This window comes from Gluconobacter thailandicus F149-1 = NBRC 100600 (genome assembly GCF_000964465.1).
In the GTDB taxonomy this organism is placed as follows: Bacteria; Pseudomonadota; Alphaproteobacteria; order Acetobacterales; family Acetobacteraceae; genus Gluconobacter; species Gluconobacter thailandicus.
In genome coordinates this window covers 20,330-45,672 of sequence record NZ_BANH01000019.1, presented here as the reverse complement: position 1 = coordinate 45,672, position 25,343 = coordinate 20,330, and the positions used below count along the sequence as shown (strand labels likewise).

Below are 25,343 nucleotides of genomic sequence, written 5' to 3'. Positions count from 1 at the left end.
TTTTTTGGAAAGGGCAGCACCACAACATGACAGATCAGGGCAGGACCGTAGAACCCCCTCAGACAGATGACAGTGCAGCATCCGTTTTCGATGCAACACGCTTCAAGATTATTGCCATCGGTGTGATCGCGGCCCTCGCGGGATTGATGTCCGGACTGGATATTGGTGTTGTGGCTGGCGCGCTGGATCTGATCGGCAAGGAATACCATGCCTCGACGTTGGCGCTGGAGTGGGTCGTCAGCTCCATGATGGCTGGCGCGGCTGCCGGTGCGCTCGGTGCAGGCTGGTTGTCCCATCATCTTGGACGCAAGCGTTCTCTTATTCTTGGCGCGGCTGTGTTTGTCGTCGGAACGATCGGCTGTGCGATGGGGTGGTCTATCCCGTCGATCATTGTGTTTCGCGTCATTATGGGGATCGCGGTTGGAATTTCGGCGTTTACTGCGCCGCTTTACCTGTCGGAAATTGCCAGTGAAGAGTCTCGTGGCGCGATGGTCTCGACCTACCAGCTCATGGTGACGGTCGGTATTTTCGTGGCCTTCCTGTCGGACACCTATTTTTCCTACAGTGGAAACTGGCGCTGGATGTTTGGTGTCGCGGGTATTCCTGCGGTTCTGTTCCTGATCGGTGTCCTGTTCCTGCCCTACAGCCCGCGTTGGCTGATCATGCAGGGACGTCACAGGGAAGCCCGTGAAATTCTTATGGATCTACGAAATGATCCGCTGGAAGCCGCCAGGGAAATCCGTGCGATCCGTGAGCAGCTTGAGACGAAGCAGGAAGGGTTCAAGCTGTTTCGCACGAACAGTAACTTCCGTCGCTCCGTTGCGCTGGGCATCATGTTGCAGGCCATGCAGCAGTTCGCCGGTATCAATATCGTCATGTACTACGCACCGAATATTCTGGCCGCCGCCCACTTCGATGCGCACGCCCAAATGTGGTGCACGGCGATTATTGGCCTTGTGAATATGCTCGCAACATTTGTGGCTGTGGGCTTTGTGGACCGCTGGGGTCGCAAACCGATCCTGTATGCGGGTTTTGCAGTCATGGCAGTTGGAATGGCTGTTCTCGCCCTTCTGCTTCAGGGGGGCATGACAACCCAGTCGTCGCAGATCGCGGCGGTTTTCCTGCTCATGATCTTCTGTGCGGGTTTTGCGATGTCCGCTGGGCCGCTGATGTGGGTTCTGTGTGCTGAAATCCAGCCGCTTGGTGGCCGTGATTTTGGTATTGCCATGTCCACCTTCACCAACTGGATGACCAATCTTCTGGTGGGTGTGAGCTTTCTTTCCCTCATGAAGGCGATCGGAACCGGCGGAACGTTCTGGCTCTTTGCCGGGCTGAATGCATTTTTCCTGCTTCTGACGATCCTGTTCGTGCCGGAAACAAAGGGCATGTCCCTGAATGTGATCGAAAAGCGCCTGATGCAGGGCGTCAAGCTGCGCAAGCTTGGCCGTTAAACCATCTGAATGAATTTTGTCTGACATGGCGCTTGGCCCATCTGGCCGGGCGTTTCTGTTATACAGTGTCGGCTGAAGGAGGCTGTCATGACCAATTTTTCTCTCTCTTCTGAAGGCCCGAGCCGTGGAGGCGTTTTTCTGGTTTACGGCCTTTATATCGCCCGGTTTTTCACAGGTATTTCCCTGCTTGCAGGTGTCATTCTGGCTTATGTCCTGAAGGGTCCGAGTGTCGGTCTCGTCCGCTCTCACCTAAGCTGGCTTATCCGGCTTTTCTGGTATGATGTAGCATTCATCATCGGGTGTGCCGCTCTGTTCGGGGCCTGCTTCATTACTGAACCCCCGGGAAGCTCCGGGCCGGGACAGCTTCTGTTCCTGATCCCGATTGGGATTTTTGCTTTCTGGAACATCGTGCTGCTGGTATCGCTGCTTTATGGCGTGCGGTCGCTGACACAAGGTAAGGGCCCGTTGCCCGACCGCTTTCGCTCATTTGGCGAATAAACTGGCGAAGTACGCCATTTGAGGCCGGTTAGGCGTTCCTTGAGCCAAAAGAACGCTGAATAACAGGAACTGGCACGCTTCCTGCATGAACTCCTTTGTCGAGGTTCCTCCTCCAGAGGAGTTCAGTCATGTACACCACAACAATGCCCGGTTATGGCCGCGTTCATCAGGATACTGGACGAGATTACGTCCTGCTGATTTACGCGCTGTATCTGGCTGGTTTTTTCACTGGCATCACTGCGTTTATCGGGGTGACTCTCGCTCATATGGGCAGAAGGTCCGCTACGGGGCTGAAGCGGGCTCAGCTCGACTGGCAGATCCGGCTGTTCTGGTTTGGCTTTCTTGCGCTTGCTGCGATCGGGATGATTCATCTCATGGTGGCAGGCTTGGGCGCGATAACGGGTGGTCTGGGCATGGTCTTCATGGTGATCCCATGGGGCCTGACCCTGGCGTGGGGGATACTGACAGCCTGGGCGATCGTTCGAGGCATACATGCTGCCCTCATGAACCGTTCCGTCACCTCTTCCACATCGTTCTGATGCCAGAGAAAGTTTTCCAGATGTCTTCTTTCCGCATGATGCTTCCCGCCCTTCTGGTCGCAACCTGCCTGTCTTCTTCAGGAGCCTTGGCGGCCCCGCTCAATCAGAGCGTCACGTCTGATGATCTGTCTTATGCCGAACTGCCAGAAGGGGGCGCCATCTCCAGCATGAGCGGCGATGTGCAGATCCAGACATCAAATGGCCCTCTCTCCATTCGTGGGGTAAGTGGCGATATCAAGATATCAAAAAACGAGGGACCGACCTCTCTGACGACAGTAAGTGGCGACGTTCAGATTGGTCAGGGCTTGGGGGCCGTACAGATCAAGACTGTCAGCGGAGACATTTCCGTCGCCCATGCAGCAGGTGGGGCCGCGCTTATGACGGTCAGTGGCGATGCGCATCTGGGCGGCGCTGCCGGAGATGTGACGGTTAAAAGCACCAGCGGTGATCAGGATGTCACGCTGGTTTCCACCGGAAACGCACGCAAGATTCTCCTTGAAACCGTATCAGGCGATGTGACGCTTCATCTTCCGCACGACTTTGGTGGCACATTCGATATTGAGCTTCGTCAGAGCCGCCAGCAAAGCGCTGTTCCCCTCGAGCAATCTCTTGGTCTGACAGTTCAGGTTGGTCCTTGGGAAAGAAAGGGTTTTTCCATGCATGAAACCCGGAAAATTACTGCCACGGGAACTGTCGGAAATGGACAGGATCACGTCACGATCCGGGGTATCTCCAGCAAGATGCGGATCCTTCAGGACTGATGTTTCCAACCCAGACGCTCCAGCGCCTCCGCCATTGCCGGGGGTGGTGGAGCAATGGCTTCCAGATCGCCTTCCGGTAAAGAAACATGCAGACTGCGCGCCAGAAGGTGCAGGCCGTTTGCATCGCTTTTACCATAAACCCGGTCACCGACGATCGGTGTGCCAAGAGACGCACAGTGAATACGGGCCTGATGCGTCCGGCCCGTCAGCAGTTCCAGTTCCAGCCAGCTTCTACCATTTGCGCGACCAAGAACCCGCCAGCGTGTTACGGCGGCGTCTCCTTTGGGGTCCACGATCATGCGCCATCCTGATGGATTGGACTGGCGCAGAAGAGGAGCGGAAATTTCGCCTTCGTCTTCCGCTGGTGTGCCTTCAACGACGGTCCAGTAAAGCTTCCTGACCTGTCGGTTCTGAAACGCTACCTGTGCTTCGAGTAGTGCGGTTTTGCGTCGGGCGATGAGCAGACAACCTGACGTATCCGCATCCAGTCGATGAGCGAGCCATGGGCCGCCACGTGGATGCGAGACCAGACGTGTCTCAACGGAATCCTGTGTTGACGGGCCGGGATGAACGGCCAGCCCCGCCGGCTTGTTCAGAACCAGAAAGCGCGGCGTTTCCAGCAGGACGGGAAGGTCCTGCCCCAGATAGAAAAGACCTCTTGGGGCAGGGGAGGGGGGGCGTTCCGGTCGGGCAGACCGCTGGCGCCGTCGATCATTCCTCATGGGAGGCCGGGCGACGGGCCAGGATTTCGCGTTTGCCCACGTGGTTGGCCGGCCCGATGATGCCTTCCTTTTCCATCTGGTCGATCAACTTCGCGGCGCGGTTATAACCGATCGAAAGATGGCGCTGGATGAAACTTGTTGAAGCGCGGCCTTCGGTCATGACGATATCCACGGCCTGTTCGAACAGGCTGCCTTCTCCATCGCCACCGCTTCCGCCGCCGCCCATGCTTCCGCCGGACGAGCCGCCTTCTTCATCTTCGCCGGACACCACATCGTCATTGTAGATCGGGTCGCCCTTGGAGCGCAGATCTGCCACCACTTCCTCGACTTCCTCATCCGCCACGAACGGACCGTGGACACGTGTGATGCGACCGCCACCCTGCATGAACAGCATGTCACCCTGGCCCAGAAGCTGTTCGGCGCCCTGTTCCTGAAGAATGGTGCGACTGTCGAATTTACTGATGACCTGGAAGGAAATACGGGTCGGGAAGTTCGCCTTGATGGTACCGGTGATGACGTCAACGGACGGGCGCTGCGTCGCCATGATGACGTGAATACCAGCGGCACGGGCTTTCTGAGCCAGTCGCTGCACGGCCGTCTCGATTTCCTTGCCCGCGACCATCATCAGGTCGGCCATTTCGTCGATAACCACGACGATATAGGGCAGGTTTTCCAGCGGAACCTGCTGCTCGTCGAAGACGGGTTTGCCAGTCTCCGGGTCAAAGCCGGTTTGCACGCGACGCGTGACCATCTCGCCGGAGGCGCGAAGCTGGCTGACGCGTTCATTGTAGCCGTTGATGTTACGGACCTGAAGCTGCGCCATCAGACGATAGCGGCGGTCCATTTCCTGCACCGTCCATTTGAGAGCGCTGACGGCCTTGGTCGGTTCCGTGACAACCGGCGTCAGAAGATGCGGAATGCCGTCATAGATCGACAGTTCCAAAATCTTCGGATCAATCATGATCAGACGGCACTCTTCCGGGCTGAGGCGGTAGAGCAGCGACAGGATCATTGCATTCACACCGACCGACTTACCGGAACCAGTCGTACCAGCCACCAGAAGATGCGGCATCTTGGCCAGATCCGTATAGACCGGAACGCCTGCAATATCCTTACCCAGCGCGATCTGAAGGCGGCCCGTTCCGTTCGTCCATTCCGGCGTTAGCAGGAGTTCGGAGAAGTAAACGGTTTCGCGTTTGGCATTCGGGACTTCGATACCAATGACATTTCGCCCCGGCACCGTCGCAATACGAACGCTCAGCACGGACAGGGAGCGCGCTACGTCATCCGCAAGACCGATGACGCGGGATGAGCGAATGCCGGGAGCGGGCTCCAGTTCGTACAGCGTGACGACCGGGCCTGCGTGGATGTCGCCGATCGTGCCCTGAACACCGTAGTCAGCCAGCACACTCTCCAGCAGGCGCGCATTGGATTGCAGCGTTTCCTGTGACGGGCCTGTCGTTGCATGCGCTGGTGGTGGGTTCAGCAGGGACAGGGGAGGCAATTCCCAACCTGTCGCAGCAGGGGTGCGGGCAGGCATTGGACGTGCCGCAGGCTGAGGCTGGGCAGGGCGCTCGGGGCGACGCATGCCAAACAGGCTCCGGCGCTGTTCCGGTTCCGGCTCAGGAGGCTCGATGCTGCTCTGTGGAACATCATCGTCCGCATCATCTTCAACATGCGAGCGCTGAATCGTCTGGACATTCCGCTGACGGGCAATCTGTGCCAGCCGCTCGGCATAAGGGTTGGATGGTGCCTCGTCTTCTTCCACCAACTGAGGGGCCGGTGCTGGTGGTTCCTTACGCAGCGCCGCAGGATGTTCGTATGGGTCTTCCGTCGTTTCCATGGGGGGCTGCATCCAGCCCGTATTCTGCGGCACGAACGGAGAGGGACGCGTCCGTGGATCACTCTTGCCAAAGCTTCGGCGCAGGAATGACAGGGGCGCGGCATCAGGGGCCGGTACACCGCCTGCATTACCCGCCTGGAATTCATACTGGCGCGGATCGGGAGCAGGACGGTTCGATGCCTGCGGGCCATTCATCCGGCGGGCCAGAACAACAGGCTGACGCGCCAGAAGAGCGGCACCCTGACCCATTGCCCGCCATTCACGCCACTGGAGCCCCATGGCCAGCGGCATGAGAATCCCCATGAGCAGCAGAACCAGAAATACTGCCAGTGCGCTGCCCGCGGAGCCTGCTTCGGCGTGTGCCGCATCCAGCAGACGATGGGCACAGGACACGCCCATTTCGCCCCCCAGCCCAGCGGCTGTCGGCCATGCGACTTCTAGCCCCGGAATAAGCAACTGAAGCGTGCCAATGAATGTGGCACCGGCTGGAAGGAGCAGAAGGGCGGCAATGATCCGCACAATCGGCGCACTCATGCCGTGGTGCCGAACCATTCTCCAGGCCCAGGCCAGCAGAACCACGATCGGCAGGCCACTCCCCAGCCCCAGCCACTGCACGAGACCATCAGAAATGGTCGCGCCTGTACGGCCAAGGAGGTTCGTCGGTTCCGTACCTGTCGATGTGTTGAAAGACGGATCGTGCGGCTTGAAGCTCCACAGCGCGATGCCGATGGCAACGGCTGCGATCAGGAACCCGAGACCCAACAACTCCAGCAGACGCGCATTCAGCGCGCTCCGGAGTTTGGGTGTCATGTGACGGTCGTGTGCCTCACGGACAATGTTGCGCACTGTGCTGGTCGATCGGCTGAACACGGCCAAGTCTCGTCACCCCGTCGGTTTTCTGGATTACGGTTTTCAGATGAAGTCTGAATTATACCTGACAGGCCACTGAATACAGTAGGAAAATTAAGGAACAGTGGATGAATGTCGCCAGATCGTCACCTTCGCCGCGCCGAATTTGCGGATTGAAAGCGGTTCGGCAGGAAGTGTGGGGGAAAAGTGTTCGGAAGGTGGCACAAACGGGGCAAAATCCTCGGTCGCGCCGGTCTCGGCAACGATCAGGGCACCTTCGGCAATCCAGCCGTTTCGGGCCAGCGCGCGCAGACCCGATTCGACCAGTGTTTTTCCGTAAGGCGGATCAAGAAAGATCAGCGTGTGAGGCTCGGCAGCTTTCGGCGGATGCGTAACGCTGCAACTCAGCACGCGTGAGCGGTCACGGGCCCGGCAGATATCCAGATTGGTACGCAGGGCATTCAGCGCGTTGCGGTCCCGCTCGATGAACGACGCACGCTGTGCCCCACGGGACAGGGCTTCCAGTCCGAGCGCGCCTGTTCCAGCATACCCATCGAGTACGATGGCCTGTTCCAGCTCTTCCTGACCATACCATGGGGCATGGGCCAACATGTCAAAAATGGCCTGACGCGTCCGGTCCGACGTGGGGCGCGTCCGCTCGCCGGTTGGGGCCACGAGCGCACGGCCTTTGTTCTCTCCGCCAACAATCCGCATGGATCAGCGGGTCCGCTTACGCGTAGGAGCGGGCAGGTCGGGGATCTGCTCACGCAGCGTCTTGCCGTTCACTTCCTCAAGCTCACGCGCTTTCAGGGAACCAAGCTGGAACGGCCCGTAAGAGAGGCGGATCAGGCGGCTGACATGCAGGTTCAGGCCCTGCATCACACGACGGATCTCACGGTTCTTGCCTTCACGCAGAGAGACAGTCAGCCAGGAATTATCACCCTTCTTGGAATCCAGTTCTGCTTCGATGGAGCCGTATTTCACGCCTTCATATTCGAAGCCGTTGACCAGTGAGGCCAGGCGCTTCTCATCCACCACGCCGAACACGCGAACACGGTAGCGCCGCACCCAGGCATTGCCCGGCAGTTCCAGACGACGTGCCAGTTCGCCGTCATTGGTCAGCAGCAGAAGCCCTTCGGAATTGATATCCAGCCGCCCCACACTGATGACGCGCGGCATCCCTTCGGGAAGGGAATCAAAGACCGTCTTGCGTTCCTGCGGATCACGATGCGTGGTCAGGAGGCCGTCCGGCTTGTGGTATCGCCACAGACGGGTACGCTCGGGGTTATCGACGGGCTTGCCGTCCACCAGCACGATGTCGCCCGGCTGAACGAAGGTCGCGGGGTGGGTGACGGGGTGGCCGCCCAGCTTGATGCGATTGTCTTCGATCATGCGTTCCACATCCCGGCGACTTGCCACACCAGCGCGTGCCAGGAACTTGGCAATGCGTTCGCCCTTTGGTGCGTCGGGTGTTTCGTTGGCTGTGTCAGGGGTCGGGTTGAGTTCTTCGGTCATCGTGCTGCTGCCTCCACCAGCGCCGCATACAGGCGACGGTCGCCGGGGTCGAGGGTGAATTCGGGATGCCACTGTACACCAATGGCGAATTTCGGGCCGTCCAGTTCGATCGCCTCGATCACACCATCCGGTGCGAGAGCCGAAATCCGTGCCTCACCGGCGCTGCGGACGGCCTGATGATGAGAGGAGTTTACCATCATTGTCGGGGTGCCGACAATTTCCGCCAGACGCGTGTCTGACACGATCGACACGGCATGTCCCGGTTCGTGCCGTGGATTGGGCTGTTCGTGTTCCAGTTCTGGTGGCAGATGCTGGACCAGCGTCCCGCCCGCGTTCACGGCCATGAGCTGCATGCCGCCACAGATCCCTAGGACGGGAATATCCCGTCTCAATGCGGCCCGTAGGAGCGCCAGTTCCGCAGATGTCCGGGCAGGTCGGGGGCTCGTCAGGGGATGAGGGTCTTCATCATAGAGCGCAGGATCGACGTCAAAAGCGCCGCCCGTGATGACGAGCGCATCCAGTCGCGACACCATCTCTTCAGCATCGGCCGTATAACCCAGACAGACCGGTAATCCGCCAGCCTCACCGAGTGCCGTCAGGTAATTTTCCCGAAGTGCGTGGAAGGGATAACGCGAGAACTTTCCATCGCCGCCGGATTCATGATCCAGCGTCAGGCCGATGAGAGGGGCGGAATTCCGGAAACGGGATGGACGGGACAGGGTCATGCACCGCATCATCGCATCATGATTCAGGCCGATACAAGCCGCGCCATGCAGACGGCGCTTGATGCAGCGGAAGAGGCAGCGCGTCACGGGGAGGTACCCGTGGGGGCCGTTGTTCTCGATGCGGACGGGCAGGTTCTGGCCGTGGCCCGCAACCGGGTGGAGGAACTGCATGACGGATCAGCCCATGCCGAACTGCTGGCCATGCGCGAAGCCGCACAGAAACTTGGCTCACCTCGCCTGACAGGCTGCACACTGGTTGTCACGCTGGAGCCATGCCCGATGTGTGCTGGCGCGATCGTACATTTCCGCTGCGAGCGTGTGGTGTTCGGGGCTTACGATCCGAAGGGCGGTGGGGTGGATCACGGCCCGCGTCTGTTTGAACGGCCCACCTGTTTGCACCGGCCGGAAATCATTGGTGGGGTGCGGGAACGGGAGGCGGCAGAGCAACTTCGATCTTTTTTCCGGCGCCTCAGAACAGCGTGACAAACAAAGACTTACGGATGTTTCACCTTCCGGTCAGCTTGGTGAACGGGAACGCAGTCCATAGTCTGGACTTATAACGACCGAACCGTTCCTCTGTAACAATCGGGACTGACATGACCACACGTTTCCGCGCCTCCCTTGCTGCTCTCGCTGCGACGACCTTCCTGGTCGCCGCTCCCGCTGCCATGGCGGACAATGGGGCCATCAAGCCGCAGACCAACGTTCAGGCGCTCCCAAATTTCGTCACGCTCGTAAAGCAGGTGAAGCCTGCCGTTGTTTCCATCACGGCCCATATCAAGGCTGACGTTGCCGAGCAGGAAGAAAACGGCCCGGGCGGCGATGGCGGCGGCATGCAGGGTTCGCCCTTTCCTTTCCCTTTCCCGTTCCAGATGATGCCGCAGCAGCCGCCAAACCGTACGGTTGAGGCACGCGGTTCCGGCTTCATCATTTCCGCTGATGGCTATGTTGTCACCAACAACCATGTCGTGAATGGTGCCACGAAGGTCACGGTGACGCTGGACGATGGCACAACACTGCCTGCCAAAATCATTGGCCGCGATCCGAAGACGGACGTTGCTCTGCTTCGTGTAAAGCCAACGGGTAAGCTGCCGTTCATTGACCTCGGGGACTCCGACGAAGTTCAGCCGGGCGAGTGGGTCATCGCGGTTGGTAACCCATATGGCCTCGGCGGAACCGTCACGGCCGGTATCGTGTCTGCTCTGGGGCGTGACCTGCACTCCGGTGCCTATAACGACTTCATTCAGGTCGATGCGCCGATCAATCACGGCAACTCCGGTGGCCCGCTCTTCACCCAGGACGGCAAGGTTGTTGGCATCAACTCCATGATCATCTCGCCGAATGGTGGCGGTTCGATCGGTATTGGCTTCGCCATTCCGTCCAACACCGTGCGTTCTGTTGTTGATCAGCTTGAGAAGACCGGCCATGTGACGCGTGGCTATTTCGGCATCGAAGGTCAGGATATTTCCCCGACGATGGCTCAGGCCCTCAACCTGAAGTCTCCGGAACCTGGCGCTCCCCCGCATGGGACGCTGGTGGCTTCCGTGTCCAAGGGAAGCCCGGCTGAAAAAGCTGGCATCAAGAGCGGTGACGTGATCCTGACGCTGAATGGCCATCCGGTGAAGAATGGTCATGATCTGGCTGTGAAGGTCGTCTCCATCGCCCCAGGTACGGACGCAACGGTCAATCTGCTGCGTGATGGCAAGCCGATAGACGTGAAATTCACGGTGGGTAATCTGGCCAATCAGGATCACGGCGGTGATGGCGCGGATAGCAGCCAGTCCGCTGGTGCTGGCAAGCTGGGTGTGTCTCTTGCTTCCCTGACGCCTCGTGCCCGTCAGGAACTGGGTCTTGATGACAGTGTTCAGGGTGCGGTTGTTGCAGATGTTGTGCAGGGTTCGCCCGCAGACCAGTCTGGCATCCGTCCTGGTGACATCATCGTAGGCGTTGGTAATCACATTACACCGTCGCCCAAGGCCGTTGTCGCACAGGTGAAGGAGGCTCTGGGCCGCAAGCAGCCGCCGCTCCTGCGTATCCTGCGTGATGGCCAGCAGCTCTTCGTCGCGGTCTCGCCAGACGGCTCCGATGACAGCGGTTCGGATGACGCACCGTAAGGTCAGCAATCCCATCTGACACTGCGAAGGCGGGGAGATGATGTCTCTCCGCCTTTTTCATGCCCGTTTTAAGGAGTGAAGTAAGAGTTCTGTAACTGGACAGACCTGTCCGGATGAGTTTTTGTGATCCGATGAAGCGTTCGTGCGTTACGGTCGCTTAAAACGCGGATCTGTCTAAGGATTTTTGGATCAATGGCCAATATCAGTCCACTTGCCGGGAAAACGCTCGATCAGTCACAACTGACGGACATACCGGCCCTGGTAGCCGCCTATTACGATCGCAAGCCGGACGTCTCCATCCCGACGCAGCGTGTTTCGTTCGGGACTTCAGGCCATCGTGGTTCCTCGTTTCATACGAGCTTCAATGAAGGGCATATCCTCGCCATCTGTGAAGCCATCTGCCGCCACCGCAAGGCGGATGGTATTGATGGTCCGCTCTTCATTGGCATTGATTCGCACGCTCTGTCTGTACCGGCGCAGCGTTCCGCAATTGAAGTCTTTGCTGCGCATGGCATTGATGTCCGCATCGACCAGAACGACGGCTACACGCCAACGCCGGTCATTTCCCACGCTATTCTGACTTACAACAAGGGTCGCACGACGGGTCTGGCCGATGGTGTGGTTGTCACGCCGTCTCATAACCCGCCGACGGACGGTGGCTTCAAGTATAACCCGCCTAATGGTGGCCCGGCTGATACGGCCGTGACGAAAGCCATTCAGGACATGGCGAATGAGTTGCTGGCGGAGGGCCTGAAGGACGTAAAACGCCTGCCTTACGACGAAGCCAAGAACGCTCCGTCCATCAAGCGCTATGATTACGTCACGCCTTACGTGGCCGATCTGGAAAACGTCATCGACATGGCAGCTATCCGTGATGCGGGTGTGAAGATCGGTATTGATCCGCTGGGTGGCGCTGCTGTTGGTTACTGGAAGCCCATCGTTGAAAAGTACGGTCTGAACGCCACGATCGTCAGCGATGTCGTAGACCCGCAGTTCGCTTTCATGACGGCAGACTGGGATGGGCAGATCCGTATGGACTGCTCCTCACCCTACGCCATGGCGCGCCTTATCAAGATGGGCGAGGACTTTGACGTCGCGTTCGCCAATGACACGGACGCAGACCGTCACGGCATCGTTGCCATGCCGGATGGTCTGATGAACCCGAATCATTATCTGGCCGTGGCCGTCTCATACCTGTTCCAGAACCGCCCAGAGTGGAAGCCTGATCTTGGCGTCGGCAAGACGCTGGTGAGCAGTGGTCTGATTGATCGTGTTGTCGCAGATATGGGCCGCAAGCTGGTCGAAGTGCCGGTCGGCCTGAAATGGTTCGTACCGGGTCTGATGGATGGCTCGCTGGGCTTTGGCGGCGAGGAAAGCGCAGGCGCGACGTTCCTGCGTCGTGATGGCTCTGTCTGGACGACCGACAAGGACGGTCTCATTCTCGGTCTTCTTGCCGCGGAAATCACCGCCAAGACGGGCAAGAACCCGAGCCAGCATTACCATGAGATCATCGCCCGTCTGGGTACGCCGTATTATGCGCGGATCGACGCGGCGGCGAACCCGGAGCAGAAGGCCAAGCTTAGCAAGCTGGCGCCTGAGCAGTTCCCGCTAGAAGAGCTTGCTGGCGATAAGATCATTGCCAAGCTGACGAAGGCACCGGGCAATGGCGCGGCGATTGGCGGCCTGAAGGTTGTGACGGAAAACGGCTGGTTCGCAGCCCGTCCGTCCGGAACGGAAGATGTTTACAAGATCTATGCCGAGAGCTTCAAAAGCCCAGCGCACCTGAAGGCCATTCAGGACGAGGCGCAGGCCGCGATTTCCAAGGTCTTCGCATCGTAACGCGAAAGCATTTCTGCTGAAAAGCAGTCTGGCCCGTCATTCACTGAATGTGGATGACGGGCTTTTTTATGGCGTTTTAACCGGCCAGACTGCGCTTCAGGCGTGCAATAGCGCCGGGAAGACCGCGAACCGTCAGAACCCGACCGGTCTCGTCATGATCTTCTGACAGAACACGCGCGCTCTCATAGATCTCGCCGATCATGCCCTGTTTTGCGTAGGGCAGCACCAGAACGTCTTCCACCATGTCGGCTTCGAAGAACGCTATCAGCGTTTTCCGCAGGGCACTGACATCTTCCGGGCGATGCGCGGACAGCGGAATGGCATCCGGGTGTTTTTCCAGAAGCTCGGCACGTCTGGCATCATCAACGCGATCCATCTTGTTCAGAACCAGCCGGGACGGAACAACATCCGCGCCGATTTCGTGCAGAACGCTGCGGCTGACCTCAAGCTGTGCTTCGTATGTCGGGTCCGACGCATCCACGACGAAAAGCAGCAGGGATGCTTCCAGCGCTTCGGACAGCGTGGAGCGGAAGGACGCAACCAGATCATGCGGGAGTTGCTTGATGAAACCCACCGTGTCCGACACCAGAATACGGGGCCGTGTTTCCGGCTGGAGTGTGCGAACAGTCGTATCGAGGGTCGCAAACAGCTTGTCCTGCACGAGAACCTGGCTGCCTGTCAGAGCCCGCATCAGTGAGGACTTGCCAGCATTGGTATAGCCAACCAGCGCCACGCGAAGCTGGTCTTTTCTGGCAGAGCGCCGATGATCGCTGTCCCGTTGCACGGCTTCAAGCTGGGTCTTGAGTTCAGCCAGCCGGTCCCGGATCTTGCGACGGTCCAGGGAGAGGTTGCTCTCACCTGCGCCCGGCCCCTGCTGTCTGCCTCCGCCATTCGACGACTCCCGCAGGCGGGGCGCGACATAACGCAGGCGCGCCATCTCGACCTGAAGTTTTGCCTCCCGTGTGTTAGCATGACGATGAAAAATCTCAACGATAACGCCCGTTCGATCCAGCACCTGCGCGCCGGTCGCCCGCTCCAGATTGCGGATCTGGCTGGGGGTTAGTTCATGATCGACGATGACGAATTCAGGACGGCGGAGATCGTCTGTTTCGTCCTCAACCGGCTCATGAGCCTCGGCTGCACTTTCGAACCGCTTCCGCGCTTTCGTCATCGGTGTTTTGACGATGGGCGTTATGATCCCTCGGCCCCCGGTGATGTCGGCCAGTTCTTCCAGCTTTCCAGCACCGAGAAGGGACGCTGCGCCCGTTCCTTCGCGCTTCTGCGACACCGAGCCAATAACTTCATAGCCAAGCGTTTTGACCAGCCGCCCCAGCTCTTCAAGGCTTGCCTCATGGGCAATGTCATCGACGTCCGGCGTCTGGATGCCGACAAGGACGGCGAGCGGGGTAGGGGATGCGGTTTCCATCCGGCAGTTCATAGCATGAATTCCGGCAGTTACGTCTTAATCCTGCATGTCTGCGAAAGCGGCCTCTGGTACTTCGAGTGGGCGTCATGAAGAGAAAGTGGCTGCATTTTCCTGAGGAAGCGTGTTGTCTGGCTGTAGTCCCTGCGGCATGAGGGGGGCACAATCAGAAACTCCCCTTCGCTGTCAGCAGGTCTTCCAGATGTCAGAACACACTCCTATCGGGCTTGAAAACGATACCCGAGCCGTCAGGGCGCTCACTCATTCCGGCAATTTCCATGCCGATGAAACGCTGGGCTACGCCATCCTGCATTATGCGCTGGCCCCAGAAGGCGACCTGCGTGGACGTGTTCTCGGAGAGCCGGGCACGGACCGCCTGACATTTGTACGGACCCGCTCGCCAGACCGTATCGCAGAAGCGGACATCGTCTTCGATGTGGGCGGCGTCTTTGATCCGACCAAGGGCCGCTACGATCACCACATGAAGGACAAGCCGCTGCGTGAAGACGGAACACCGTATAGCGCTGCTGGTCTATTGTGGAAGGACTACGGCCTTGCTGCCGTCCGCAATATCGTCAAAACCCCGGTGGATGAGACAACGCTGACCGCTATCTGGCAGTCCCTCGACAAGTCCCTGATCATCCCGGTGGATCAGGACGACAATGGCGTTGCCAAGATGGGCAAGCTGTCTCTGGCCGATATCGTGTCAGCCTGTAGCCCGCCTTGGGATACGGCCGAGCTGTATGGTGCGGAAGAAGCGAAAAAGCGGGAATCGTTGGGCTTTGCGAACGCGGCCACGGCTGTTGCGGCGCATCTGGTCAACATGGTGGATCGCGTTCGCGCCAGCCTGAAAGCTGCCAATCGTGTCGTGGAAGCTTACGAAGCTGCGGAAGACAAGCGCATCCTGCTTATGGAAACGGGAATGCCGACCGAGAAGGTTATTTTCGAGCGTGATCTTCCAGTCGTGTATGTCGTGTCACCAGCCGGTCCGGAACAGTGGAATGTGAAGGCCATTCCGCCTGTACGCGGCGATTTCGGTCAGCGCGTGTCCCTGCCGGAAGCCTGGGGTGGTCTGGAGAAGAAGGCGCTGGCCGAGATTTCCGGCGTGCCGGACGCAGTTTTCGCTCACCCGGCCCGTTTCATTTGTGGGGCAGGCAGCCGAGAAGGGGCCTTGAAGATGGCGCGTCTGGCGCTGGAGATTGATGCATCTCTCAAGGCTGGAACTGATTAAAAGGGTTGATCCGGGGTTTGACCGGATCAACCATCCTGCTCAGGCAGCGATTTCCGCCAGAAGCGCGTCCACATCTTCCGGGCGTGTGTAATAGCTGGTCACCAGACGGATCAGTGTGCCGGAAACACCTTCCGGCGTCGGCCAGCGGTAAAAACCGTATCCTGCCTCTTCCAGATCCTTCAGAAGAAGATCTGGAAGAATGACGAACACCTCGTTGCTCTGCCGCTCATAAGGCATCTGGGCCGCTGCATGACGGCGAAGCCCGTCCACGAGCCGTTGCGCCATATCGTTGGCATGGGCGGCATTCTTCAGCCAGACATCGTTTTGCAGAAGTGCCAGAAGCTGGGCGCTCAGGAAGCGATGTTTGGACCACAGGTTTCCGCTGCGTTTGATGCGTCGGAGAAAGTCTTTCACCAATGGCCGGGTGCGGTCATTCAGGAAGAATACCACGGCTTCGGCGGCCATGGCGCCTGCTTTGGTGCCCCCAAAGCTGAGAACGTCCACACCCGCTTTCCACGTTCCTTCCGCCGGGGTGCAGCCCAGATGGGCGAGGGCATTGCCCAGACGGGCCCCATCCAGATGTACCGCGAGATCATGGTCATGCGCGATGCGGGATAGCTCGGTCAGAGTGCCTGTGCTGTAAACGGTGCCCCATTCATTGGCCTGCGTCAGGGACAAGGCCTGAATGACGGGGCTCAGAATGCCGCTTTCTGCATTGCTTCTCAGAACGGAAGGGACCGTCACAGGGTCAACCTTTCCGTCCGCAGACGGAATGCAGATCAGTTTGGCCCCGTGCATGTAAAACTCAGGAGCACCGCCTTCATCCATGTTGATATGTGCGCTCTCATCACACAGGACGGCGCCATAAGGCGAAACGAGTGCTGACAGGGCCACACTGTTAGCGGCTGTTCCTGTGGCGATCGGGAAAACAGCGACCTCAGTTTCGAAAACCTCCCCGAACCGTTCGTTCAGGGAGCGGGTCAGATCGTCTTCTCCATAGGACCCGACACTGCCTTCATTGGCGGCCAGCAGGGCGGCCATGACTTCAGGGCAAATCGGTGTGACATTGTCACTGGCGAAGTTCTTGCGTATTTCCTCGGACACGAAACCATCCTTTTTCCTGCGCACAACGCGGGCTGGCGTGAAGCGTAACTGAAACCGCAGCCTGTTGTCATCCGGAGAGCCCATGAGCACGTTTCCCACTGAACTGGCCGGCAAACTCATTGATGGCAAAGGCATTGCCCGGTCCCTGACAGATCGCGTCGGCCGTGAAGTGTCCAGCTTCATCGAACAGGGCAACACCCTGCCGGGCCTCGCCGTTGTACTGGTCGGAAACGATCCGGCTTCGGAAGTCTATGTGAAGAACAAGGCTATCCAGACGCATCGCGCCGGAATGCGATCCTTCATGCATATGCTTCCGCAGAGCACATCGCAGGGTGAGTTGCTGGAACTGGTTGCGCAATTAAATGCCAACCCGCAGATCCATGGCATTCTCGTGCAGCTTCCGTTGCCACCGCAGATCGATCCGGTCGTGGTGACGAATGCCATCGCCCCTCACAAGGATGTGGACGGTCTGGGGGAAGTGAATGCGGGCCGTCTGTCGCTGGGCATTGAGGGCATCGTGCCCTGTACGCCACTTGGCTGCCTGATGCTGCTTCAGTCCGTGCACAAGGACATGACGGGCAAGAATGCAGTCGTCATCGGGGCCTCCAGCCTGGTGGGCAAGCCCATGGCACAGCTTCTTCTGAAAGAGAATTGCACGGTCTCCATCGCCCACATTCATACGCGCAATACGCGTGAACTGGCCCGTGAAGCGGATATTCTCGTCGTTGCAACAGGCAAGCATGGCCTTGTCCGCGGAGACTGGATCAAGCCAGGTGCGACCGTGATTGACGTTGGCATCACACGTATTCCAACACCTGAAGGCAAGACGCGCCTTGTGGGGGACGTTGCGTTTGAAGAAGCGCTTCCCGTCGCTGGCCATATTACGCCTGTTCCGGGCGGCGTGGGCCCGATGACCATTGCCTGCCTGCTGCACAACACGCTTCAGGCGGCCCGCGCCACTCAGGGACTGGGGAAGGACGAGCTTCTCTGATGCGCGTTTCCGTTGAACTTGTTCCACGCTCGGAAGATGCGCTGTTTGAAGACGTGTCGGTGGTCCGCAAGGTGCTGCCATCAGTTGATCTGCTGAATATCCCGGACCTGATCCGGTTTGATCTGCGCAGCGATGATGCGGCAGCGCGCGTCAACCGCGCGTCTGGCCTGAATGTCATCCCGCATATCCGGGCCATCGACATTGCGCCTGGCGCGCCACTACCGGGCGCTGACCGACCAGAACTGAAAGCGGTTCTTGTCGTCGCAGGTGATCCGCTCCCTGCCGGAAGCGATCGGGTAGCTTACCCGAACACGTCTGCACAGATCATCGAACGATATCGCCGGGAAGCGCCGCATCTGGATGTTTATGCGGTCTTCGATCCTTATCGCCGTGCGCCCCGGCAGGAGCTGGAAGACGTTGCGCGCAAGAAAGACGCCGGCGCCTGCGGGTTCTTCACACAGCCCCTTTTCGATCTGCACATGCTTCAGCTGTCCATGGACTGGCTGCGGGATGACACGGTGTTCTGGGGTATTTCACCCGTTCTGGGCGAACGGTCCCGCCGATACTGGGAACGCGTTAACCATGTGGTGTTCCCGAAAGACTATGATGACACGCTGGACGGCAATATTCGTCTCGCCTGCCAGATGCTGACGCTGGTGCGCGAAAAGAATGACAATACCTACCTGATGCCCCTGAAAGTTGATCTTGCGTCCTATCTGGGTGGACTGAGTGATATTATAACGGGGTAAGAACTAACGAGAGCGGAGATCATAGCCCGGATGCACGCACGCCTTTTTCTGTTGCCACTTCTGGGAGGCGTGCTGGTGCCAGCCGCTCTTTCCGCTAAAACCCTCTCCGATCCCGCCCCCGTCTTTGCCCCATTGACCCTGCCTGACGCTCCGAATGTCTATCGGTCAGGATCCGGCCTGCCGGGTCCGCAATACTGGCAGAACCGAACGGACTATACGATCCGATCCCGGATCGATACGCTGGCCCATGTCCTGCATGGTTCGGAAACCATCACCTATACAAACAACAGTCCCGAAGCTCTGGACGTTCTGTGGGTTCAGCTTGACCAGAACATTTACCGCCAAGACTCTCGCGGTTCGTTCTTGGGAAGGTTTTCGTCTGGTGGCCATACGTCCGGGATGGAAATCGAGCATGTTTCCATCGTGCAGGGTGGACGTGAAGTCGATGTTACGCCGCTGGTTTCCGACACCCGGATGCAGTTGCGCCTACCCCGGACACTGGACTCTCACGGTGTCGCGTTCGTCAAGGTGGACTGGCACTACACCATCCCCGGTGAGTGGGGTGGTCGTACGGCTGTCACGCCTTCCCGCGAGGGCGAGATCTATGAAATCGCCCAGTGGTATCCGCGCCTGAGCGTCTATGATGATCGCGCGGGATGGAACACGCTGCCGTATCTCGGGCAGGAATTCTATCTGGAATATGGCAGCTTCGACTATTCGGTCACGGTGCCTTGGAACTTTACGCTCGTTGGATCAGGATCGCTGCTAAATCCTGAGCAGACCCTGACCAACACGGAACGTTCTCGTCTCGCTCAGGCTGCCCAAAGCGACAGTCGTGTCATGATCCGCACGATTGATGACGTGACAGACCCGAAAAGTCATCTGAAGCAGTCTGGCGAGGTGACCTGGCATTACGTCATGCGCAACAGCCGTGACGTGGCATTCACGGCTTCTCCAGCGTTTCTGTGGGATGCTGCCCGCATCAACCTTCCGCCGGTCGTCCCATGGACGAACTATCATGCAGTCCCGCGTCTGGCAATGTCCGTCTATCCGCGTGAAGGCATTGGTCCGCATGGCTGGGATCGTTCGACGGAGTATGTGAAACACGCCATCGAGTACTTCTCGTCCCAGTGGTATGAATATCCTTGGCCGAACGCCATCAATCTTGGTGGTCATGGTGCAGGCATGGAATATCCGGGCATCGTGTTCGATGGCATGAGCGACCGTGACCCGCAGCTCTTCTGGATCACGACGCACGAACTGGGTCATGACTGGTTTCCAATGATTGTCGGGTCTGACGAACGCCGGAATCCGTTCATGGATGAAGGCTTCAACACCTTCATTGATGCCTATGCCTCAGACCATTTCCATAATGGCGAGTTTGCGCCGAAACGTGATCCGGAGTTTGCTCCGAAAACCGGCAATCCGGCTCAGGATATTGTTCCTGTCCTGACGGATCCGGGCGCGCCCAACCTGATGACGGGTGCTGACGAAATTTCCGAGAAATACCGCCACAGCGTGACGTATTTCAAAGGTGCATATGGTCTGAAACTGCTGCGGGAGCAGATTTTGGGACCGGTACGTTTCGATGCGGCCTTCCGCCGGTATATTGCCTTCTGGTCTTACCATCATCCGTCACCGTCGGACTTCTTCCGCCTGATGAGTAGCGAAGCAGGCGAGGATCTCTCCTGGTTCTGGCGTGGATGGTATTTCACCAACGCTGCCCCGGATTATGCTGTGGGATCGGTTGAGCAGACTGGAAATGATCCTGTGTCTGTTCAGGTTTTGAACTATGGAACCTTGCCTCTTCCCGTAGTTCTGCGCGTTGAATATCAGGACGGAACAGTGCTGGACCGTCGTATTCCGACAGAAGCATGGCGCCAGACCAGCGATCTAAAGGTCACGTTCGAGCCACATGGCGCGGTGAAGGCTGTAACGCTCGACCCGGATCATGTCATTCCAGATATCGACCGGACTGATAACCGGAAGTGAAGTCTGACAGACCTTGATGTGGAAATCGCATCAGGGCCATGACAAAGAAAAACCCCCTTCGCCATCTGACGAAGGGGGTTTTTCTTTGCAAAAGCGGTTAGCCCGTTCAGCCAACCATCTGAATGGCCATGCGTGCGTCGCTGGATGCGGTTGATGTGGCATAGGGTGTGGCTGTTGCCGGCGGGGAGGCCGACAGGCCCTCAATCATGTCCTCGTTAATATCGATCAGCGCCTTGAGAGACGTGTCCGAGTTCAGGGCCACATTGGCGTAGCGCATGGACCAGGTGCCAACGGTCGTCAGATCCTTGCGTAGGATCTCATCCAGCGGGCAGTCAGTCCTTTGGATACCCTGCATCAGAATACCCCAGAGTTTGAGGTTTGCAGACAAAGCTGATTGACGATCCGAGTGGGTTTTTGCCTTGGAAAGCAGATCGTTGACGTGTCTGAATGCCATAGCTTCCACTTCCCGCGGAGGAAGATAGGTGCCGGACTGGTTTTGATACTGCGACATGCCGTAGGTCACGAAAAGAGGCTCCTTTTCAAAAGGACGGTTTCAGAAGGTTTCCGATAAGGGGAATTGAAATTGAGCGTACCCGGAAAACGTCTGAAGCAGTCCAGAGAGGGGCACCGGACTGAACCGGTGCCCCACCATCATTAGCCGCGGAAGAGCGACATGATGTTGGAAGACTGCGAGTTCGCAATGGACAGGGACTGGATAGCCAGCTGCTGCTTCGTCTGCAGGGAGGTCAGCTTTGCGCTTTCCGCTGCAAGGTCAGCATCCGTCAGAGCGCCAACGCCGGTCGTCAGGGCGTCAGACAGGGTGCTGTTGGACGTCTGAAGCTGCGTAACGGTGTTGGAAGCCACACCGATGCTGGAAGAAATACGGCTCATCTTGTTGATGGCGCCGGTCACAGCCAGCTGAACAACGTCTGTGCCAGAGGTTGTGGCAACAGTGGATGTACCTGTGGCGTTGGTCAGGCTGACAGATGGCGTCGTGGCATCTGTTGCATCTGCGGCATCAAGATTGCCGCCTGCAATTGTCAGGGTGCCGTCATTGGCCATCTGGGCGCCGTAACCAGCGTTGCCAAGAGCGGTTACCAGCGTGGAGAGCTGATCGTTCTTCGTGGTGGTGGAAGATGCACCGGAGGCATCAACATCTACAACCTGCGTCAGCGTCTTGGCATTGCCGTTGGCATCCAGATCACCAACCTTGGCGATGTTATAGGTCATGTTGCCGCTGGCATCTGCCTTGGCAGTGATGGTGTCACCGTTGGTCAGCGAATAGGTCGTGGTGCCATCAGAGGTCTTCTTGGACGTCGCACCCTCAATCGTCAGCGCACCGCCAGCGCCAACGGTGACTGAGGTAGCATTGTCCGTGAGGCCTGCGGCGATGGCACTGCCAACAGATGTCGCGGCACCATTCGTGGCGTCACCTGGCTTGGAGTCCAGCACGAAAGACGTCGTGATGGCAGGGTTTGAAGCCGTTGCATTCGCGCTGTCAGCGGAAGACAGGTTCTTCAGGGTCAGCGTTGTTGCCTTATCCCCGGTTCCTGTGAGAGCCGTAATCCCACTCGTGGAAATCGTGACGCCCTTCATGTCCGTGCTCAGGCCCTGCAGACCCAGACCTGTGGACGTGGCATCGGCACCATTCATGGTGAACAGGTTACCGTTGATGTCCTGCGCAGCAGAAATCTGCGTGTACTTCACGCTGTTGCTGGTAGAACCGGACAGCAGGTTCACGCCCTGGAAAGTCGAGTTGGACGTAGCAACGTCGATCTGGGACAGGTAGCTGCTCAGCTGCGAGTTCAGCGTATCCTGGTCTTCGCCATTATTCGCAGCATTTGTGACCGTTTCGGACATGCTGCTCAGAACGGTGGAGATGGAGCTTGCCTGAGAAGAGGCTGTGCTGAGAACCTGACCAGCGAACTGAAGACCCGTGGAGACGCCGGACAGGGCCGAGATCTGGGAGTTCATCGTCTGGGAAATGGCGTAGATGGCCGGGCTGTCAGAGGCGGAACTGACGCTCTTGCCTGTGGACACGGCGTTCTGCGTCTTGCTCAGTTGGTCCGTCGTCTGGTTCAGGACCTGAAGAGCCGACATGGCGGCTGTATTTGTATTGATTGACATGGACATCGAGACATTCTCCGTCGGTGCAGTTTTGCCCCTTCACGATAGGCCTTGAATGGTTAAGGGAACCTGAATCGGCATCGTTAAAAAACGGTGACGGGGTTTAACGGAAAAATGGCAAACAACCGGTAAATTTCATGCAGTTCTTGCATTTCATCCATAAGAACGAAATAAGAACAAGGCATGAAGAAATCTCTGTCCGAACGTCTTGCGATTCTGTCCGATGCGGCGAAGTACGATGCGTCCTGCGCATCAAGCGGCTCAACGCGCCGGGACTCTGCCAAAACGGGTGGTCTTGGTTCCACAACGGGAAACGGGATCTGTCACGCTTACACACCGGACGGCCGCTGCATTTCGCTTCTCAAGATCCTGCTGACCAATTTCTGCGTTTATGACTGCGCCTATTGCATCAACCGTTCATCTTCAAACGTAGAGCGTGCCCGCTTTACGCCAGATGAGGTGATCTGGCTGACGCTGGAATTCTATCGGCGCAATTGTATCGAGGGCCTGTTCCTGTCTTCCGGGATTATCCAGTCTTCGGATCATACGATGGAACAGCTTGTTCAGGTCGCGCGTGATCTGCGGCTGAAGCATGGATTCCGGGGATATATCCACCTCAAGACCATTCCCGATGCATCCCCCAAACTTCTGGAAGAAGCGGGTCTGTATGCGGATCGCCTGTCCATCAATGTGGAGATGCCCACAGAGACGGGTCTCAAGGATTATGCGCCTGAAAAAGATGCAGGCGGTATCCGTCGTGCCATGGGGGACATGCGGCTCAAGATCGATGCTGCAAAAGAGAAAACGCATACTGGCCGACGTGCGGCACGGTTTTCGCCGGGTGGGCAGAGCACCCAGATGATTATCGGGGCTGACGCCGCTACGGATCGGGACGTTCTTGCCAGCAGTTCCGGGCTTTACGGGTCCTACGGATTGCGCCGGGTGTATTACTCGGCGTTCAGTCCGATCCCGGACGCCTCTGCCATCCTGCCGGTGCGCAGTCCTCCGCTTCAGCGCGAACATCGGCTGTATCAGGCTGACTGGTTGTTCCGGTTCTATGGCTTTGAATTCGGAGAACTGACGGCGACACGACCTGGAGGAATGCTGGATCTGGAAATCGACCCGAAGCTGGCATGGGCTCTGGATAATCGTGCGCAGTTTCCGGTGGATCTGAACCGGTCGTCCAAAGAAATGCTGCTCCGGGTGCCTGGTCTGGGGGTGAAAACCGTTCAGGCCCTTCTGATGGCACGGAGGCATCGGGCGATCCGACTGGAAGATCTGGCGCGTCTGAATGTGTCCATCAAAAAGGTGCGCCCGTTTGTGAAAGCAGTCGGGTGGAGCCCGGCGCGTCTGACAGACCGGCAGGATTTGCGAACCCTCTTTCTGCCTGCGCCACAACAGATGAGCCTTCTCTGATGGCAGTTGTCATCACTCTGGCCGATACGAGCGAGTTCGATCCCTGGCGCCAGAACGCGCGGGCCGCCCTTCAGCGCAATATCCCCCCTGAGCATATTGTCTGGCGCTTGCAGGGGAAGGACGCGGACCTATTCTCTCGCGCAGAGACCACATCTTTCGAAGGGGAAATCAGGCGGGAGATCAGGTTGAAAGCCTCAAGTTTGCCTGTTCTGAAGGATGTCCTGTGTCATTCCAGCCCGGAGCGATTTGCGCTGGCTTATCGTCTGCTCTGGCGTTTGCAGGACGATCCGGCCCTTCTGTCCATCCCCACCGATCCGGATGTTGGTCAGGCACGGCGCATGGTGCAGCAGGTTCGCCGGGCAGCACATAAAATGACAGCATTCGTCCGCTTTAGGGAGCAGGACCCAACAGAAGGGGGCAGACGACGCTTCCTGTCATGGTTCGAGCCGGATCATCATGTGCTGGAGAAAGTCTCGTCCTTTTTTGCCAAGCGTTTCGCAGACATGGACTGGCTCATTCTGACCCCCCGTGGCTCCATAAGCTGGGATGGAAGCACGTTGAACTGCTCGTTCACACCCTGTGAAAAGCAGGCGCTTGAGGACGATGTCGAACGTTTGTGGCAGACCTATTATGCCTCGACCTTCAATCCGGCCCGCGTGCGCACAAAAGCCATGCGGAATGAGATGCCACGTCGGTACTGGAAGAACCTGCCGGAAGCCGCCCTGATTCCACAACTCGTTGCAGAAGCCGAAAAGCGTGTCGCGGAAATGGCCGCGAGGGAAGCATTGCCGCCGCCAAAATTCCATCAGGCCGTTCAAGACAGACAGCGAGCCAGGGTTCTCAGGGAACAGACGCCGGGTGGGCTGGCCGAACTCGCGGATGATATTCGGGCCTGTCGGGCTTGTCCTCTACACTGTCACGCCACGCAGGCTGTTGTGGGAGAGGGGGCAGAAACGGCGAAGGTCATGATCGTGGGGGAACAGCCGGGAGATCAGGAAGATCTGGCAGGACGCCCCTTCGTTGGGCCGGCCGGGCAATTGCTGATGGGGTGCTTCCAGGAAGCCGGAATAGCGCGAGAATCTCTTTATCTGACAAATGCCGTAAAGCATTTCCGTTTTACGACGAGTGGCCGACGACGCATTCATCAAACGCCGGGCATCGAGCATATTGCGGCCTGTCAGCCCTGGCTGAAGCAGGAAATTGCCCTTGTGAAGCCGAGATTGATCGTTTCATTGGGGGCAACGGCTCTGCGGGCGGTGAGTGGCCCCTCAGACCGACTGCGGGACATTCGCGGTACCTTGCGGCACCGGAAGGACAAGGGATGGTCGCATCTTTGTCTTGCCCACCCCTCGTGGATTCTCCGTCTTGGGTCGACAGAGCAGGCGGAGCAGGAGCGTCAAGCCATGATCGCCGGGTTGAGGCAGATCCAAAGCGTTCTTTGAAAGAGAGGCGTT

Annotated in this window: 22 protein-coding genes; 13 read left to right on the top strand and 9 right to left on the bottom strand. The window is 58.2% G+C overall.

Annotated elements, in window-relative coordinates:
* Nucleotides 1-26: 26 nt before the first annotated feature.
* The 4 genes from B7444_RS06515 (at nucleotide 27) to B7444_RS06500 (ending at nucleotide 3,249) form a co-directional block, all read left to right on the top strand.
* Nucleotides 27-1,451: a sugar porter family MFS transporter gene (locus B7444_RS06515; RefSeq protein ID WP_231502820.1), complete on the top strand. Its 1,425-nt coding sequence runs from the start codon at nucleotides 27-29 to the stop codon at nucleotides 1,449-1,451.
* Between the two features lie 87 nt (nucleotides 1,452-1,538).
* Entirely contained in the window at nucleotides 1,539-1,949 is a 411-nt protein-coding gene (locus B7444_RS06510; RefSeq protein WP_007281695.1) for a hypothetical protein, read from the top strand.
* A 128-nt stretch (nucleotides 1,950-2,077) separates the two neighbouring features.
* The gene (locus B7444_RS06505) at nucleotides 2,078-2,488 is read left to right on the top strand and encodes a hypothetical protein (protein WP_007281694.1); all 411 of its coding nucleotides are present in this window, start codon (nucleotides 2,078-2,080) and stop codon (nucleotides 2,486-2,488) included.
* A 20-nt stretch (nucleotides 2,489-2,508) separates the two neighbouring features.
* Nucleotides 2,509-3,249, top strand: a complete 741-nt coding sequence (locus B7444_RS06500) for a DUF4097 family beta strand repeat-containing protein (RefSeq protein WP_035729434.1) — start codon at nucleotides 2,509-2,511, stop codon at nucleotides 3,247-3,249.
* Here the strand turns inward: B7444_RS06500 and B7444_RS06495 are convergent.
* The 5 genes from B7444_RS06495 to B7444_RS06475 all read right to left on the bottom strand — a co-directional run bounded on the left by B7444_RS06495 (nucleotide 3,240) and on the right by B7444_RS06475 (nucleotide 8,915).
* Nucleotides 3,240-3,971 carry an RluA family pseudouridine synthase gene (locus B7444_RS06495; protein ID WP_007281692.1) on the bottom strand — a complete coding sequence of 244 codons (732 nt, stop codon included), beginning with the start codon at nucleotides 3,969-3,971 and terminating at the stop codon, nucleotides 3,240-3,242. The two genes, B7444_RS06500 and B7444_RS06495, sit on opposite strands and share 10 nt — an antisense overlap.
* Nucleotides 3,961-6,660, bottom strand: a complete 2,700-nt coding sequence (locus B7444_RS06490; RefSeq protein WP_007281691.1) for an FtsK/SpoIIIE family DNA translocase — start codon at nucleotides 6,658-6,660, stop codon at nucleotides 3,961-3,963. The genes B7444_RS06495 and B7444_RS06490 overlap by 11 nt, the downstream gene beginning before the upstream one ends.
* 117 nt (nucleotides 6,661-6,777) lie before the next feature.
* On the bottom strand, nucleotides 6,778-7,377 hold the full coding sequence (gene rsmD / locus B7444_RS06485; protein WP_007281689.1) for a 16S rRNA (guanine(966)-N(2))-methyltransferase RsmD: 600 nt from the start codon (nucleotides 7,375-7,377) through the stop codon (nucleotides 6,778-6,780).
* Between the two features lie 3 nt (nucleotides 7,378-7,380).
* Nucleotides 7,381-8,178 carry a pseudouridine synthase gene (locus tag B7444_RS06480; RefSeq protein ID WP_007281688.1) on the bottom strand — a complete coding sequence of 266 codons (798 nt, stop codon included), beginning with the start codon at nucleotides 8,176-8,178 and terminating at the stop codon, nucleotides 7,381-7,383.
* Entirely contained in the window at nucleotides 8,175-8,915 is a 741-nt protein-coding gene (locus tag B7444_RS06475) for a gamma-glutamyl-gamma-aminobutyrate hydrolase family protein (RefSeq protein ID WP_007281687.1), read from the bottom strand. The genes B7444_RS06480 and B7444_RS06475 overlap by 4 nt, the downstream gene beginning before the upstream one ends.
* Nucleotides 8,916-8,921: 6 nt before the next feature.
* Between B7444_RS06475 and B7444_RS06470 the strand changes: the two genes are divergently transcribed.
* The 3 genes from B7444_RS06470 to pgm all read left to right on the top strand — a co-directional run bounded on the left by B7444_RS06470 (nucleotide 8,922) and on the right by pgm (nucleotide 12,856).
* Entirely contained in the window at nucleotides 8,922-9,386 is a 465-nt protein-coding gene (locus B7444_RS06470; protein WP_007281686.1) for a nucleoside deaminase, read from the top strand.
* Nucleotides 9,387-9,499: 113 nt separating this feature from the next.
* Nucleotides 9,500-11,017, top strand: a complete 1,518-nt coding sequence (locus B7444_RS06465; protein ID WP_007281685.1) for a Do family serine endopeptidase — start codon at nucleotides 9,500-9,502, stop codon at nucleotides 11,015-11,017.
* 192 nt (nucleotides 11,018-11,209) lie between these two features.
* A complete protein-coding gene (pgm, locus tag B7444_RS06460) occupies nucleotides 11,210-12,856 on the top strand; it encodes a phosphoglucomutase (alpha-D-glucose-1,6-bisphosphate-dependent) (RefSeq protein ID WP_007281684.1) in 1,647 nt (548 codons plus the stop codon).
* A 76-nt stretch (nucleotides 12,857-12,932) separates the two neighbouring features.
* Here the strand turns inward: pgm and hflX are convergent, their stop codons facing one another.
* A complete protein-coding gene (gene hflX, locus B7444_RS06455; RefSeq protein WP_007281683.1) occupies nucleotides 12,933-14,294 on the bottom strand; it encodes a GTPase HflX in 1,362 nt (453 codons plus the stop codon).
* A 187-nt stretch (nucleotides 14,295-14,481) separates the two neighbouring features.
* Between hflX and B7444_RS06450 the strand changes: the two genes are divergently transcribed.
* Nucleotides 14,482-15,510 (top strand): MYG1 family protein, encoded by a 1,029-nt coding sequence (locus B7444_RS06450; RefSeq protein WP_007281682.1) that lies wholly within the window; start codon nucleotides 14,482-14,484, stop codon nucleotides 15,508-15,510.
* A gap of 39 nt (nucleotides 15,511-15,549) precedes the next feature.
* On the opposite strand, the gene B7444_RS06445 is transcribed toward B7444_RS06450, so the two are convergent.
* Nucleotides 15,550-16,698 (bottom strand): threonine aldolase family protein, encoded by a 1,149-nt coding sequence (locus tag B7444_RS06445; protein ID WP_007281681.1) that lies wholly within the window; start codon nucleotides 16,696-16,698, stop codon nucleotides 15,550-15,552.
* Here B7444_RS06445 and folD point away from each other — a divergent pair.
* From folD to B7444_RS06430, 3 genes are read left to right on the top strand one after another with little or no spacing between them, the layout of a single operon-like run.
* A complete protein-coding gene (folD, locus tag B7444_RS06440) occupies nucleotides 16,697-17,605 on the top strand; it encodes a bifunctional methylenetetrahydrofolate dehydrogenase/methenyltetrahydrofolate cyclohydrolase FolD (protein WP_007281680.1) in 909 nt (302 codons plus the stop codon). The two genes, B7444_RS06445 and folD, sit on opposite strands and share 2 nt — an antisense overlap.
* Entirely contained in the window at nucleotides 17,605-18,354 is a 750-nt protein-coding gene (locus B7444_RS06435) for a methylenetetrahydrofolate reductase (RefSeq protein WP_007281679.1), read from the top strand. The genes folD and B7444_RS06435 overlap by 1 nt, the downstream gene beginning before the upstream one ends.
* Before the next feature lie 30 nt (nucleotides 18,355-18,384).
* On the top strand, nucleotides 18,385-20,346 hold the full coding sequence (locus tag B7444_RS06430; RefSeq protein WP_007281678.1) for a M1 family metallopeptidase: 1,962 nt from the start codon (nucleotides 18,385-18,387) through the stop codon (nucleotides 20,344-20,346).
* A 106-nt stretch (nucleotides 20,347-20,452) separates the two neighbouring features.
* On the opposite strand, the gene B7444_RS06425 is transcribed toward B7444_RS06430, so the two are convergent.
* Nucleotides 20,453-20,869 (bottom strand): flagellar biosynthesis regulator FlaF, encoded by a 417-nt coding sequence (locus B7444_RS06425; RefSeq protein WP_007281677.1) that lies wholly within the window; start codon nucleotides 20,867-20,869, stop codon nucleotides 20,453-20,455.
* Between the two features lie 131 nt (nucleotides 20,870-21,000).
* Nucleotides 21,001-22,479 (bottom strand): flagellin N-terminal helical domain-containing protein, encoded by a 1,479-nt coding sequence (locus B7444_RS06420; RefSeq protein ID WP_007281676.1) that lies wholly within the window; start codon nucleotides 22,477-22,479, stop codon nucleotides 21,001-21,003.
* A gap of 177 nt (nucleotides 22,480-22,656) precedes the next feature.
* On the opposite strand from B7444_RS06420, the gene B7444_RS06415 reads away from it, so the two are divergent.
* Both B7444_RS06415 and B7444_RS06410 read left to right on the top strand, forming a co-directional pair.
* Nucleotides 22,657-23,889 (top strand): putative DNA modification/repair radical SAM protein, encoded by a 1,233-nt coding sequence (locus B7444_RS06415; RefSeq protein ID WP_007281675.1) that lies wholly within the window; start codon nucleotides 22,657-22,659, stop codon nucleotides 23,887-23,889.
* Nucleotides 23,889-25,331 carry a UdgX family uracil-DNA binding protein gene (locus B7444_RS06410; RefSeq protein ID WP_007281674.1) on the top strand — a complete coding sequence of 481 codons (1,443 nt, stop codon included), beginning with the start codon at nucleotides 23,889-23,891 and terminating at the stop codon, nucleotides 25,329-25,331. Before B7444_RS06415 ends, B7444_RS06410 begins: the two co-directional genes overlap by 1 nt.
* Nucleotides 25,332-25,343 lie beyond the last annotated feature (12 nt).